Here is a 15054-nt window from a genome sequence, read left to right as displayed (position 1 = left end):
GGCACACCATTGGCTCCTATTGGTGGCTTACTCGGCCTGCTAGGTCTGTAAGCAACTTCGCAGCAATGGACTGCTGAAGCAACATCAAAAACACCCCGCCTAGTGCGGGGTGTTTTGTTTTCAGGGACTAAGTTCCGCTAAGCTAGAGCATTGCGTTTACTTATTGGCAACTGCTCATGCGCATCACCTTAAAACAGCTCGATGTATTTGCCGCTGTGGCACGCGAAGGCAGCGTTACACGCGCCTCAGAGTGGCTCAATCTCACGCAAAGCGCGACCAGCATGGCGCTTTCAGATCTAGAGTCGCAGCTTGGCGAGAAAGTCTTTGATCGTGTCGGTAGACGCCTACAGATTAATGACCTTGGCCATCGCCTACTACCACTCGCGCTAGAGTCAGTTGCCCGCGTTCGTGAAATCGAAGATATCTGTCGCGGCGATCTACCAGGTAGCGGCCGCTTGCGCATTGGTGCCAGCTTAAGCGTAGGCAACTATTTGATGCCTCAGCGCATCGGCGACTATCTGCAGCTACACCCCGAAGCAGAAATCAGCTTAGACGTAGGCAATACGCGCCACGTTGTCGAGTCTGTAAGGCAATTCACCTGCGATATTGGCTTTATTGAAGGCTTTTGCCACGACCCCGATATCGATGTATTGCCATGGATAGATGATGAGCTAGTGATATTTGCCAGCCCCCAACATCCACTCGCTACGAAAGAGTCACTGACTCTTGAAGACTTGAATCAGGCGCAATGGATTTTGCGTGAGGCTGGCTCGGGCACGCGCGAAGTATTTGATAATGCTATCGCAGGAAAATTAGTTGGCATGCATATACGGCTAGAGCTTAGTCACACCGAAGCCATCCGACGTGCCGTAGAGGCAAATATTGGGCTGGGCTGTGCCTCACGTATGACACTGCAGGAAGCACACGATGCTGGGCGCGTGGTGATCTTAAACACACCATTCTTAGACTTACGCCGATCACTTTTTGTATTGCGCCATAAAAACAAATACACCACACGTGGACTAAGACGATTCTTAGCGGCGTGTGGTGTCAATTTACCGGACTAAAAATAGCTGCGACCAAAGCACATAGCCTTGGCCAGTATTTAGATTAAATCCAAGTCTCTATCGCGCACACCAAGCAGGTACAAAATGCCGTCGAGACCAAGGGTAGAGATGGCTTGTTTGGCATTTGCACGCACCAATGGTTTAGCGCGGAAGGCAATGCCTAAACCTGCAATGCTGAGCATAGGCAAGTCATTAGCGCCATCACCTACAGCGATGACTTGCTCTAGATTCACGCCTTCCTTTTCGGCAATCATTTTCAATAGCTCAGCCTTGCGTGCGCCATCAACTACCTGGCCAGTAACGCGGCCAGTGACTTTGCCATCCTCAATTTCAAGTTGATTAGCAAAGACATAATCGATGCCTAATTTGCGCTGCAAGTATTCACCAAAATAGTTAAAGCCACCGGACAAGATAGCGGTTTTATAGCCAAGAGCCTTGAGTGTGAGCATGAGATGCTCAGCTCCCTCAGTGAGCTTCAGCGACTGCGCTATTGACTCCAACACACTCGCATCAAGACCTTTAAGCAAGGCCACTCTAGACTCAAAGCTTTGCGTAAAGTCGAGTTCACCAAGCATGGCTCGCTCAGTAATTGCCGCCACTTGCGCACCAACACCGGCCGCCATAGCGAGCTCATCGATGACTTCATGCTCAATCAGTGTGGAGTCCATGTCGAAGCAAACGAGGCGGCGATTACGGCGAAAGGCATTGTCTTTTTGGAAGGCAATATCGATGCCGTGCTCACCAGCCAAGCGTAATAATTCCGCGCGCAGGGCATCAGCTGACTTCGGCTCGCCGCGTACCGAAAACTCGACGCAAGCCTTAGCTTGCTTCTCACCGCCTTCACCTTCTAAAGGAACGCGACCCGATAAACGCTGCAGGCCATCGATGTTTAAGCCTTGCTCAGCGATCAACTTGGTCATCGCCGCTAAATGCTCAGCGGTGATTTTACGCGCCAACACCGTAAAGATATATCGCGCTTTGCCGTGACCGGAAACCCATTGGTGATAGCTATCAGCGCTGATCGGCGTGAAGCGAGCCTGCAAGCCGAGTGCGTGCGCTTTAAACAACACCGCACGCATGAGAATGGCCGAGTCCTGCTCACCGCCAGTTTCAATCACTAGGCCTAACGTGAGCTGGTCATGAATAACGGCCTGACTGACATCGAGCACGCTAACTTTATGAGAAGCCAACGCCTCAGTAAGGGCGGCGCTAATACCGGGACGATCAGGGCCAGAGATTGATACTAAGAGAATTTCACGCATTTACAGTTACTCCACGCGCAGGCCGTCGACTTTCTGGAAGCCGCGCGGTAATTTTTGACCACGACGGCCGCGCTCGCCAACATAGTGAGCAAGGTCTTTATCGTTGAGTGTGACGTGGCGCGCGCCGGCAATTACCGTGAGTTTTTGACCTTCGGCAATGGGAATAACTTGGACAATGCTCTCACCTTCGCTGGCACTCAAATTCATTAACTTATTGCCCTTACCTTTTGCCAAACGCGGCAAATCAGCAATTGGGAATACCAGTAAACGTCCACCACTGCTGAGCACCGCCAACTGATCTTGCTCACTGCCTTTTAGTAAGACAGGTGCCACCACCTCGGAGCCAGCAGGCAAGGTCAGCAAGGCTTTACCGTTGCGATTGCCCGCCTCCATATCAGCGAGTGTGGCGACAAAGCCATAGCCTGCGTTACTGCTAAGTAGCACACGCTGCGATGTCTCACCCATGATAAGGCAGACAAACTGCGCGCCTGCGGGAGGGTTTAATTTTGTGGTCAGCGGCTCGCCTTGGCCACGTGCGCTGGGCAAGGTATTGGCCAACAAGGAATAGCTACGGCCGGTGCTATCCATAAAGATAGCCTGCTGGTTGGACTTGCCTGCGGCTTGCACTAGGAAGGCATCGCCGGCTTTATAGCTGAGGCTAGTGCCATCGACATCATGGCCTTTGGCGGCTCGTACCCAGCCTTTGTCAGAGAGCACTACAGTGACGGGCTCGGCGGGTGTTAAGTCACTTTCTTTTAAGGCTTCAGCTTCACGTCGCTCGACCAATGGTGAACGCCGCGCGTCGCCGTATTTGGCGGCATCAGCTTCAATTTCTTTGATTATTAATCGCTTCAATAGCAGATGCGAGCCCAAGATTTTTTGCAGATGATCGCGCTCTTTCGCCAGCTCATCTTGCTCACCTTTGATGCGCATTTCTTCGAGCTTGGCCAAATGCCGCAGTTTCAACTCAAGGATGGCTTCGGCCTGCATATCGCTAAGGCCAAAACGCAGCATCAGCTCGGCTTTAGGCTCTTCTTCGTAGCGAATAATGCGGATGACTTCATCGATATTTAAGAAGGCAATCAACAAACCATCGAGGATGTGCAAACGCGCCAAAACTTTATCGAGGCGATGCTGTAGACGGCGACGCACGGTGAGTGTGCGGAATTCTAGCCATTCGCTGAGCATTTCGCGTAGGCCCATGACGCGCGGGCGACCATCGAGACCGATGACGTTCATGTTGACGCGATAGCTGCTCTCTAACTCGGTCGTGGCGAATAAATGCCCCATCAGCTGCTCAGCATCGACACGATTTGAGCGCGGCACCACGACTAGGCGCGTTGGATTTTCATGGTCAGATTCGTCGCGTAAATCGGCAACCCATGGCAGCTTTTTCGCCTGCATTTGATCGGCGATTTGCGTGAGAATTTTTGCGCCAGAGACTTGATGCGGCAAGGCGGTGATGACGATGTCGCCATCATCGATTTCATAGACCGCGCGCATTTTGAAACCGCCGCGACCAGTGGCGTACATCTGCACGAGGTCGTGGCGCGGGGTGATGACTTCGGCGGCGGTAGCAAGGTCTGGGCCTTGCACAAACTCGCAAAGATCATCGAGCGAGAGACCGGGATCGTTTAGCAGTGCGATGGTGGCTTGGGCGATTTCGCGCAGGTTGTGCGCGGGGATGTCAGTAGCCATGCCGACCGCAATACCAGTCGTGCCATTGAGCAATAAGTTGGGCAGACGCGCGGGTAAGACGCAGGGCTCATCGAGTGTGCCATCGAAGTTAGGCTGCCAATTCACTGTGCCCTGCTCTAGCTCAGCGAGCAGCGTGTCAGCATAGGGCGAGAGCTTGGCTTCGGTGTAACGCATGGCGGCGAAGGATTTAGGATCGTCTGGTGAACCCCAGTTGCCTTGACCGTCGACCAATGGGTAGCGATAGCTAAACGGTTGCGCCATCAAAACCATGGCTTCATAACAGGCCGAGTCGCCGTGCGGATGGTATTTGCCGAGCACATCGCCGACGGTACGCGCCGACTTTTTATGCTTGGCAGTGTTCTTTAGGCCAAGCTCGCTCATCGCGTAAACAATGCGGCGCTGAACCGGCTTCAAGCCATCACCAATATGCGGCAGCGCACGGTCTTTAATCACGTACATCGAGTAGTTCAAATACGCCTGCTCGGTGTAGGTGCGCATGGGCACCAGCTCAGTGCCATCGGCGGGCAAGATCAGTTCGTCAGTCATTTCTTATACTTCCACATCGGCCAAATTACCTTTGGCCTCTAACCATATTTTGCGGTCGCCGGAGCGCTTTTTCGCCAGCAGCATATCCATCATTTCGTGTGTGGCTTCGGGTTCATCAAGTACCAGCTGGATGAGCCGGCGCGTATCCGGAGCCATGGTGGTTTCGCGCAGTTGCAGCGGATTCATTTCGCCGAGACCTTTAAAGCGCGTGACTTGCGGCTTGCCACGCTTATTTTCAGCCTCTAAGCGATCAAGGATGCCTTTTTTCTCGGCCTCATCGAGGGCGTAAAACACTTGCTTGCCGAGGTCGATACGAAATAACGGCGGCATCGCAACACAGACATGACCGCCACGCACTAGAGCTGGAAAGTGCTGCATAAACAGAGCGCAAAGCAGTGTGGCGATGTGAAGACCATCGGAGTCAGCGTCGGCGAGAATACACACCTTGCCATAACGCAGGCCGCTTAAATCTTCAGAACCGGGATCGACACCGAGCGCGACGGCAATGTCGTGCACTTCTTGCGAAGCGAGAATCTGTGTCGACTCCACTTCCCATGTGTTGAGAATTTTACCGCGCAAGGGCATAACAGCCTGAAATTGACGATCTCGAGCCTGCTTCGCTGAACCGCCAGCGGAGTCACCTTCGACCAAAAATAATTCGCTGCGCTTGATATCTGAGCCAGCACAGTCGGCCAATTTGCCAGGCAATGCAGGGCCTGATGTGATGCGCTTACGAGCGACTTGCTTGTTTTGCTTCAGCCGACGCTGAGCTGAGTTAATCACAAGCTGGGCGAGCTGATCGGCCATCTCGGTGTGTTGGTTCAAATACAGCGAAAACGCATCCTTCACTACACCAGAGACAAACGCAGCACACTCACGCGAGCTCAAGCGCTCTTTGGTTTGGCCAGCAAATTGCGGATCTTGCATCTTCACTGAGAGCACAAAAGCACAGCGATCCCAAAGATCTTCAGGTGCTAATTTGATACCACGCGGTAATAGGCTACGGAACTCACAGAACTCGCGCAGGGCATCGAGCAAGCCACTCCGCAGGCCATTGACGTGAGTTCCGCCTTGAATTGTGGGGATTAAGTTAACGTAAGATTCTTGCGTGAGGTCACCGCCCTCTGGCAACCACAGTACGGCCCAATCTACCGCCTCGGCCTTGGACTCAAACTGGCCTAAAAATGGCTCCTCGGGCAGACGCGCCCAGCCGTCGGTGGCCTCGACCAGATAGTCCCTTAGGCCATCTTGATAATGCCATTCGAGGCGCTCGCCGCTGGCGGCATCGTAAAAATGCAAATGTAGGCCGGGGCAAAGCACGGCTTTTGCACGCAACACATGCTTTAGCTTGGTCAGCGAAACTTTCGGCGAGTCGAAATATTTTGGATCGGGGCGAAAGCGCACCACGGTACCGGTCGCGCGCTTAGCGCAATCACCAACAATTTGCAGGTCATCACGCTTATAGCCATCGGCAAAGGTCATGCGCCAGAGCTGGCCATTGCGTTTTACTTCGACTTCCAAATGTGTCGATAAGGCGTTAACTACTGAGGCGCCAACGCCGTGCAAACCACCGGAATATTTATAATTTTTGCCGGAAAATTTACCGCCAGCATGCAGACGCGTGAGGATGAGCTCGATACCCGAAACGCCATGCTCAGGATGAATATCGACAGGCATACCACGGCCGTTGTCGCTGATCTCAATGAGGCCATCGGCGTGGAGCACAACGCGGACTTCATCAGCAAAACCGCCGAGGGCCTCGTCTACGGAGTTGTCGAGAATTTCCTGCACCATGTGGTTCGGGCGCGTGGTGTCGGTATACATGCCCGGGCGTTTGCGCACCGGATCTAGCCCCGATAAAACCTCAATAGCCGAGGCACTATAAACACTCATTCCACATCCTCCGAGGGCGCCAAAGGCGGCTGCGATAAGCCATCCCAGCGCGAAAAGTCAGGCAATAATCGAGGGTCTCTAGCATGACCATAAGCCAAGCAATGCTGCAGACAATCACCTAAAAATCGATTTACTAATTCTTTTTCGTTGACGCGCCAGCCTTGTGCGTCGGCGAGGCCAACAATAGCGGGAATCCGCCGCGCGCGCTGAAAGCGTAAGACATCGGCCATTTCGGCGTCATTATAGAGGCGTACTTCCATGTCGAGCTCGGGGCACCACGGCAAGGCCGGGGTCATCTGTGCCAAACGCCAAGTCTCGGTATAGCGCGTTTGTTCGACACGACTGAGCTGCAAAACTGGTTGCGGCAACCATAGCTCGCCGAATTTGACCGACTCACCCCAGGCAAACTCGATTGGCGAAATATAACCAACACGACCGTGCACGCCAGCGCCGCGCAGGAGCTTGGTCATGCGCGCGTAATTGAGTTCGTAAAGTGCATGCATGCCCGCCAGATCGACGGTGTATCGCGGCCACATTGAGGCTATTTACCCCACTTCTTTTTCAGGCGATCGCGGTTAGCGGCGTACCATTGCACAGCAAGCATGCACGGCGCGTTATTGATGCGACCTTGCGCAAGCCATTGCAGCGCTTGGTTTAGACTGACCACGGTAACGCGAATGTTCTCGCCCTCTTCCACTACGCCGTGCACGCCACCGGCGCGGGACAAATTGGCTGGGGCGACAAACAAGGTGAAGCGCTCATCAGAGCCGCCAGCACTGGGCATAAACTCAAAGACTTTTTCTAGCTCTGAAATAGCCACGCCGGCCTCTTCGACAGTTTCGCGAATAGCCACGGCTTCCAGTGATTCGCCAGGCTCAACCAAGCCCGCAACCACTTCGATTTGCCAAGGGTATTTATCCGCCATGGCGCCAACACGAAACTGCTCAATTAGCAGCAGCTCGCTGGTCTCAGGATCGATAACCAGCACGCCGACTGCATGCGGCCGAACAAATAACTCACGGCTAATTTCTGGGCCCATTGATCCATCGAACTGGCGGTGCTTTAAGCGCACGCGATCGAGGCGATAAAAGCCTTGAAACACAGTATCGCGCTGGATGACTTCGATATCGCCAGATTCAGATTCGCCGTGATTCATCAGACTTCCTTATAGAGCTGCGCGCCTTGGCGACGGAACTCTGCGGACATTTCGGCCATGCCTTTTTCTGCCTCTGCTAACTCCTCAGCAGTTTTATTAGCATCGAGCTTATCGGCGTAATCGCGCACATCTTGGGTGATTTTCATCGAGCAAAACTTCGGGCCACACATGGAGCAGAAATGCGCCACTTTATGCGCCTCTTTCGGCAGCGTTTCATCGTGATATGAGCGAGCGGTATCGGGGTCGAGCGCGAGATTGAATTGGTCATCCCAGCGGAATTCAAAGCGGGCTTTGCTCAGTGCGTTGTCGCGAATTTGCGAACCCGGATGGCCTTTCGCCAAGTCGGCGGCATGAGCGGCGATCTTGTAGGTGATGATGCCGTCTTTCACATCTTTTTTATTGGGTAGGCCCAAATGCTCTTTCGGTGTCACATAGCAGAGCATGGCGCAGCCGAACCAACCGATCATGGCAGCGCCAATGCCGGAAGTGATGTGGTCATAGCCTGGTGCGATGTCGGTGGTGAGCGGGCCTAAGGTGTAGAACGGCGCTTCATCGCAGCATTCAAGCTGCTTATCCATATTCTCTTTGATCAAATGCATAGGCACGTGGCCTGGGCCTTCGATCATAGTTTGCACATCGTGCTTCCACGCGATTTTAGTCAGCTCGCCAAGTGCTTCTAGCTCACCAAACTGGGCCGCATCATTGGCATCGGCAATTGAACCAGGACGTAGACCATCACCAAGTGAGAAGGACACGTCGTAGGCTTTCATGATTTCGCAGATGTCTTCGAAGTGCGTGTAAAGGAAGTTTTCTTTGTGATGCGCCAAGCACCATTTCGCCATGATGGAACCACCGCGCGAGACAATGCCGGTCATGCGTTTTGCGGTCAGTGGCACGTGGCGCAAGAGCACACCAGCATGGATAGTGAAGTAATCCACGCCCTGCTCGGCCTGCTCAATAAGCGTGTCGCGATAAAGTTCCCACGTTAAGTCTTCAGCAACACCGCCGACTTTTTCCAAAGCCTGATACACCGGCACCGTGCCAATTGGCACCGGCGAGTTACGAATGATCCATTCGCGGGTTTCGTGGATGTTTTTGCCGGTGGAAAGATCCATCACGGTGTCGCCACCCCAACGGATGGCCCAGGTCATTTTTTCCACCTCTTCATCGATCGAAGAGCCCAGCGCGGAGTTTCCGATATTGGCGTTGACCTTAACCAAAAAGTTGCGGCCAATAATCATAGGCTCGACTTCAGTGTGGTTAATGTTGGCAGGAATGATCGCGCGGCCACGAGCAATTTCTTCACGCACGAATTCAGGCGTGATGATTTTCGGAATCGACGCACCAAAACTCTGGCCCGGATGCTGATGGTGCAACAGGCCGCTATCGGCCATAGCTTCATAGCGCTGATTTTCACGAATCGCTACGTATTCCATCTCCGGCGTGATGATGCCGCGACGCGCGTAATGCATTTGCGACACATTCATGCCGGCCTTAGCGCGGCGTGGTTGGCGCGTGTGGCCAAAGCGCAAATTAGCAGTGGTTAAGTCTTTTTCGCGCTGCAGGCCGAAGGTTGAGCTAACGCCACTGAGCAATTCAACATCGCCACGCTCATCGATCCAGTTCGAGCGCACACTGGCCAAGCCTTGGCGAATATCAATTTTCACCGATGGGTCGGTGTAAGGGCCGGAGGTGTCGTACACAATGACCGGCGCATTTTTCTCAATGCCATTATTGGTATGTGTGTCATCCAAGCTAATTTCGCGCTGCGGCACGCGAATATCAGGACGCGAGCCCGTAACGTAGACCTTGCGCGAGTTTGGCAACGGCGCAATGGCTGCTGCATCGACAGTGGCAGCACTGCTTAAAAAGGCTTTTTCGGGCGAATTCATGAGCTCATCCTGATGGCGTAGTAAATAGCGGCCGCTCGGCCGCTCAGCGATGCGCCACTATATAGCGCGAGGGCCTGCTGTCACAACACGACGCGAGGCTTTGAGTGCCTGCTTTGCTCCTACATGAGTAGTGCATGAGCAGCTCATCGGCACGATGACTTGCACGTCACCGCGCCTCAGCTTAGGCTCTCGCAATCATTTTTTGAGTCATGCCTCATGCGCACTTTGTCCAAACGCCTGCTTAGCTTGGCCATGCTGTCTATTTCCACCGCTACTATTGCGCTGCCGGCGCATGCGCTAGACCTACTTGGCGCCATTCAACTCGCCTCAGTCAATGATCCCAATTTAGCGGCAGTACGTGCACAACGCCTCGCTGCAGGCCAATCCACGATTATTGCGCGCTCAGCGCTATTGCCGCACTTAGGTGCAGAAGCCAGCTATAACAAAATCAACATCAATAGCCAGTCAGCCGCTCTTGGCAAGCTCGACTACAAGCAAACCACCTGGGGCGCACGCCTAACTCAGCCAATTTTTCATTGGGATGCTTGGCATCAGTACAAGGCCATTAGTGCACAGCGTTCGCAGCAGGAAGCCGAGGCCGATAGCCGCACCCAAGAGTTATTTTTAGGTGTTGCCAGTGCTTACTTTGATGTACTGCGTGCGCAAGACACACTGGCGTTCGCGCAGGCACAAGAAAATGCATTGAGCAGCCAGCGCGATAAAGCTCAGGCACAATTTAAAGTCGGCGTGATCGCTCGCGCCGATGTTGTAGAGGCCGATGCTCAGCGTGACACCGCGACTGCCGAGCGCTTGAGCGCTGAAATAGGCCTAACTCATGCCAAGGAAACGCTAAACGCCGCTTTAGCCACCGAAGTCGATGATTTATCACCTTTACCAGAAAGCATCCCGACCCCAAACCCAGTGCCGAATGACTCCAAAGCATGGGCCGAACTCGCGAAGCAAAACAACCCTGGCTTAATTGCCGCACGCTTCGCCGCAACGGCCGCAGCGAAAGCTAAAGAAGCGCAACGGGCAGGCTTCCTACCATCCATTGATGCCTATGCCAGCACCGGCGATATTCGCAATTCAGATATCACACCGCCCAACCCAAACTCGCCGATCAACTTTAATGCTGGCCGCCAAAGCGCTATCGGCGTAGAGGCGCGCTGGGAGCTATTTGCCGGCGGTCGCACACTGGCGTTGGTCAAGCAAGCTGGTTATCAAGCCGATGCCGCTCGCGCAGCGGCGATGGCGCAAGAACATCAAATCGTGACCGCTACGCGCACCGCATTTATGACGGTTAAAACCGATAGCCAACGCCTTGCCGCACGCCAGCGCGCCTTGCGCTCAGCGGAGCTCGCGCGTGAAGCAGCACAGGCCGGCTACTCAGTAGGCTCGCGCAATATCGTCGAGTTGTTGCAAGCTGAAACCCGCGTTTATTCCGCTAGCCGTGACTACGCTAACGCGCGCTACGACTATGTGATGAATAGCTTGCGATTGAAGGCGCTGGCCGGGCAGCTAGATGAAGCGACAGTTGCGACGGTGAACGGCTGGTTAGCGGCAAAATAAGCGTAATGGTCGGATGCTTATGGCGTGATCGCCGCTAAGGCAATAGCTGCCCTAGTGCCACTGCGACCGCTGTCTCTACGCGCAAAATACGTGGGCCGAGATCGCAGCAGATTAGGCCTGCGGCCTGCAGTTTTTCTATTTCATAAGCGATAAACCCACCCTCTGGGCCAATGGCTAGGAGCGTGGGCTTAGTGCTGGGGGATAAGCGCCTCGTCTCTGCACTGCCCCCTTGCGGCCCATTAGCTTGCTTGGCTGGATGCGCGACCCAGCCTTGGCGCCCCTGCATTAGCGTAGGCAAATCATCTTCGACAAAAGGTTTAAATCGCGGCGCTAATGTCACTCGCGGCGCGACTGTATCGCCAGCTTGCTCCAGCCCCAAACGCAGCTGCTCAGCAATAGCCGCCTCGCTGAGCCACGGGCTTTGCCAAAAGCTTTTTTCCACGCGAAAACTATTGATTAAAACCAGCTCAGTCACGCCCAACGTCACCACCATTTGTAAGATGCGCTTGAGCATTTTCGGTCGCGGCAACGCCAGCACTAAAACCATTTCGCGTTTTGGCGGAGGCGGTGTATCGAGACGAATGCGCAGTGTCGCCTGCTCAGGCGAAAGCGCGATGATCTCACCTTGACCGATCATGCCACCTAGTTCACCGACTTTTAAAAGCGAGCCAATTTCAGGGCGATTTACGGTGAGCAAATGCTGTAAGCGGCGATCGCGCAACACCAGCGTGTCGGGTGCGATTAAATCTTCCGATGTAAAAGTGATGAGGTTCACGCGCCCTCGCCCAACCAAGGCGCTAGCAACTCCAGCTGTCGCCCCACTGCGCCCTGATTTGCCGCCATGACGGCCGCACCTGCAGCACGCTGCCTCTGCAGTAACTCAGGATCATCGAAGCGCGCTAAAACTGCCTGCGCTAGCTCCGCCGCGCTGCTCACGACAGTCAAAGCGCCGGCCGCGATGAGCGTGTCATTGATGCTTTGAAAGTTGGTGTAATGCGGGCCGGTCAGCGTCGACACGCCCACAGCCAATGGCTCCAGCGCATTATGTCCGCCGCCTGGCGCGAGCAGCGAGCCGCCAACAAAGGCCACTTTCGCCATGGCCAGCCAGAGCAATAACTCACCCATGCTATCGGCCAGCAATACTTGCGTGTTGGCGCCGACTAGCTCATGCGATGAGCGCCTAACAGCCTGCAAGCCTTCGCTGCTAATGAGCTTAGCGACGGCATCGAAGCGCTCTGGATGGCGTGGCACCAAAATCAGCAGCACCTCGGGATGTGTCTGCAAAATTGCACGATGCGCTGCCAGCACAATCTCATCTTCACCCGCATGCGTACTTGCTGCGACCCACACCGACCGCTGAAGCAAAGACCACGCCACGCGCCAGCGCGCAGCGTCATCGTGCAAATGCTCAGGCACCGCGAGATCGAACTTCACGCTGCCTGTGCGCACAACTTGATTCGATGGCACCCCCAGCAAGCAAAAGCGCTCAGCCGTAGCCTCATCTTGCGCAGCCACCACCGTGAGTTGGCGCATCAATTCAGCACCAAGAAGGCCCGCACGCTCATAGCCACGTGCTGAGCGCTCCGAGAGCCGAGCATTGGCGAGCATCACCGGAATGCCACGAGCCCGTGCCGCCACCAAAGTATTTGGCCACAACTCAGTTTCCATAATCACCAATGCGCGTGGCTGCCAGTGCGCGAGAAAGCGCCGCACGGCCCACGGGAAATCATACGGCGCATAGACATGGGCAAAGTCAGCATTGTCATCGCCCCAAAGCGCACGCACTTGCGCCGAGCCAGTCGGCGTCATGGTCGTGATCAGTAGTGGCACATCGGGATAATGCTCACGAATGGCCTCGACCAACGGTCGCGCAGCCAATGTTTCACCAAGCGAAACTGCATGCAGCCAAATCGGGCGCGTGAGCATTGAGGCATCGCTCGGGGCCCGCCCCAAACGCTCGCGCCAACGCAGGCGATAAGCAGGTGACGTGCGCCCGCGCAGCCATAGCCGCAGAAACACAAAAGGGAATGCTAGCGTGAGCAACACGGTGTAGAGCCAACGGGGCAAAAGCCATTCCTCGGAAATACTGGAGGCAATGATTCTACCCGCATACACTAGGTGCTGTTTAGGTTTTGATGACAGGTAATTATGGCTCGCGGATATGCCTTAAAAGATTCCGAGCAGTAGAGCCAGCTACAGAATAATCGCCCTATCAAGCAGATAGCCAATGAGACAGTAAATTGAAAAGCCACGTATCCACCCTAAAAGTCTTACTCCCGCCACTGGCCGCCTATCTAGGCATTGCTGCCTACATAGCACTAAAGGCACCGCTCGAAGTTTCGACTTTTTTATATAGCGAAAGTGGTCCATACGAAGTGTTCAGCACAGTCCTATGGTTAGTACTGGCCGGCCTAGTTCTACTGCAAAGCCAGTTGCAGTTGCGAGTGCGCCTTGCATCAAGCATTGCAGCTCTACTGATGTGTGCTCGCGAGCTTGATATGCATAAAGCATTGTTTACCATGAGCTTTATCAAAACAAATTTTTATAAAAGCCCCGACATTCCTTTTCACGATAAGGTTGCTGGCGGCTTAGCTTTGTTGGTCATGATTGGCCTGCTGGTGTATTTGGCCAAGCGCATGCTGCTGTTTTTACGCACTCAAGCAAGCTCAGATACCTCAGCACACCTGCTTGTTTATAGCCTCGCGCTGGGTGCGATATCCAAGATTCTTGATCGCTTTAGCTCACAAATGCATGATCTATTTAATATAGCGGTTCCTGCAAATGCTCGACTGGCCATAGTGGCCATGGAAGAAAGTCTTGAATTAGCTTTGCCACTTTTGCTTATTTTAGCACTACTGACTTATCGGCGACGTTTAGGCTAGTCCTGCCTTTTGCAGCACTGGAGGCATTGCACTGACCAACATACACTAGGCGCAGTTTTGATTTTGATGACAGGTAGTTATGGGACGTAATGTAGTTCGCGCCGACGACGGTATTCACTTATTCATGCTACATCCACGCTATTGGCCGATCTGGTTCGGCTTAGGCCTGATGTGCCTGCTCGGCTGGCTGCCATGGGCAGTACAACGGCGCATGGGCGCAGGCATAGGCGCGCTTGCTTATAAGCTGGTGCCATCACGCGTGGCAGATACTCGAGTGAACATTGGCCTGTGCTTTCCCGAGCTCAGTGAGAGCGAGCGTGAGCTTTTAGTGCGCAATATCTTCCGCGAAGGCGGCATCGGCGTAATGGAAGTCGCCCGTGGCTGGATGCGCTCACCCTCGCTGCTACTGAAAGCCTGCCGCGTAAATGGTGTCGAGCATGTCCACGCCGCTCAAGCCGAAGGGCGTGGCGTGATTATTTTGGGCGCACATTACAGCCACTTAGACTTAAGCGGCGTCATCATCTCGCAGCAATTTCCACTGCAAGTAGTCTATCGCCCGCAAAATAATCCCGTCGCCGATTGGTTTATCCGCAACCGCCGCGCCAAGCTCTACTCCGGCCAAATCGACCACGCCGACATGCGCTCGCTGTTTAAAGCGCTGAAAAAAGGCGAAACCGTATGGACTTCAGTAGACCAAGATTTCGGCCTCAAGCAAGGCGTCATGGCACCATTTTTTGGCGTGCCCGCCGCCACGCTCACTGCCACCGCACGCATGGCCAAAGTGAATGGCTCCGCTGTGTTGTTTTCACACTTCATGCGTCACGGCGATGACGCCGACTACACGCTGAGTTTTACGCCAGCGCTAGAGGGCTACCCGTGCGGCGATGATGTCGTCGATGCTAGTCGCATAAACGCAGAGTTGGGCACGCTGATTCGGCGTGCGCCGGCGCAATACATGTGGTTTCATCGACGGTTTAAGAGCCAACTAGAAGGTCAGCTCTCGTATTATGCGAAGAAAAAAAGGAAGAAGGACGCATGAAAATTTTAGTCACCGGCGGTGCCGGTTTTATAGGCTCAGCCGTAGTTCGC

The 15054-nt window shown here is 54.2% G+C and carries 11 protein-coding genes and 1 pseudogene; 4 read left to right on the top strand and 8 right to left on the bottom strand.

Translation table 11 applies throughout. The features are described 5' to 3' along the window. The first annotated feature begins 176 nt into the window (after window positions 1-176). On the top strand, window positions 177-1067 hold the full coding sequence (locus AC3DKE_RS00060) for a LysR family transcriptional regulator (RefSeq protein WP_340675449.1): 891 nt from the start codon (window positions 177-179) through the stop codon (window positions 1065-1067). 38 nt (window positions 1068-1105) lie between these two features. Here the strand turns inward: AC3DKE_RS00060 and serB are convergent, their stop codons facing one another. The 6 genes and pseudogenes from serB to thiC all read right to left on the bottom strand — a co-directional run. Beyond that, window positions 1106-2329 carry a phosphoserine phosphatase SerB gene (gene serB / locus AC3DKE_RS00055; RefSeq protein ID WP_379070923.1) on the bottom strand — a complete coding sequence of 408 codons (1224 nt, stop codon included), beginning with the start codon at window positions 2327-2329 and terminating at the stop codon, window positions 1106-1108. A gap of 6 nt (window positions 2330-2335) precedes the next feature. Further along, complete coding sequence (gene parC / locus AC3DKE_RS00050; protein WP_487989641.1) at window positions 2336-4573, bottom strand: DNA topoisomerase IV subunit A; 2238 nt, start codon at window positions 4571-4573, stop codon at window positions 2336-2338. A gap of 3 nt (window positions 4574-4576) precedes the next feature. Then, window positions 4577-6466, bottom strand: a complete 1890-nt coding sequence (gene parE, locus AC3DKE_RS00045; RefSeq protein ID WP_340675446.1) for a DNA topoisomerase IV subunit B — start codon at window positions 6464-6466, stop codon at window positions 4577-4579. Next, a complete protein-coding gene (locus tag AC3DKE_RS00040; RefSeq protein WP_340675445.1) occupies window positions 6463-6969 on the bottom strand; it encodes a DUF1249 domain-containing protein in 507 nt (168 codons plus the stop codon). Before AC3DKE_RS00040 ends, parE begins: the two co-directional genes overlap by 4 nt. A gap of 38 nt (window positions 6970-7007) precedes the next feature. Next, the gene (locus AC3DKE_RS00035; RefSeq protein WP_340675444.1) at window positions 7008-7622 is read right to left on the bottom strand and encodes an NUDIX domain-containing protein; all 615 of its coding nucleotides are present in this window, start codon (window positions 7620-7622) and stop codon (window positions 7008-7010) included. Then, window positions 7622-9448, bottom strand: a pseudogene (gene thiC / locus AC3DKE_RS00030) (phosphomethylpyrimidine synthase ThiC); the annotation flags it as partial. The pseudogene thiC and the gene AC3DKE_RS00035, both read right to left, overlap by 1 nt. Window positions 9449-9730: 282 nt before the next feature. On the opposite strand from thiC, the gene AC3DKE_RS00025 reads away from it, so the two are divergent. Next, on the top strand, window positions 9731-11083 hold the full coding sequence (locus AC3DKE_RS00025) for a TolC family outer membrane protein (protein ID WP_340675442.1): 1353 nt from the start codon (window positions 9731-9733) through the stop codon (window positions 11081-11083). Between the two features lie 34 nt (window positions 11084-11117). On the opposite strand, the gene AC3DKE_RS00020 is transcribed toward AC3DKE_RS00025, so the two are convergent. Together AC3DKE_RS00020 and waaA are read right to left on the bottom strand one after the other, a co-directional pair. Next, window positions 11118-11858 (bottom strand): 16S rRNA (uracil(1498)-N(3))-methyltransferase, encoded by a 741-nt coding sequence (locus AC3DKE_RS00020; RefSeq protein ID WP_487989639.1) that lies wholly within the window; start codon window positions 11856-11858, stop codon window positions 11118-11120. Then, complete coding sequence (gene waaA, locus AC3DKE_RS00015; protein WP_487989637.1) at window positions 11855-13150, bottom strand: lipid IV(A) 3-deoxy-D-manno-octulosonic acid transferase; 1296 nt, start codon at window positions 13148-13150, stop codon at window positions 11855-11857. Before waaA ends, AC3DKE_RS00020 begins: the two co-directional genes overlap by 4 nt. Window positions 13151-13602: 452 nt before the next feature. Between waaA and AC3DKE_RS00010 the strand changes: the two genes are divergently transcribed. Both AC3DKE_RS00010 and AC3DKE_RS00005 read left to right on the top strand, forming a co-directional pair. Continuing rightward, on the top strand, window positions 13603-13965 hold the full coding sequence (locus tag AC3DKE_RS00010) for a hypothetical protein (RefSeq protein ID WP_487989635.1): 363 nt from the start codon (window positions 13603-13605) through the stop codon (window positions 13963-13965). 79 nt (window positions 13966-14044) lie between these two features. Next, window positions 14045-15004, top strand: coding sequence for an LpxL/LpxP family acyltransferase (locus tag AC3DKE_RS00005; protein ID WP_379070943.1), 960 nt, complete (start codon window positions 14045-14047; stop codon window positions 15002-15004). Window positions 15005-15054: the final 50 nt, after the last annotated feature.

This window comes from Paraperlucidibaca sp. (assembly GCF_982810325.1).
Note: the sequence above shows the minus strand (reverse complement) of the source record. Positions and strands in the feature narration are given on the sequence as shown.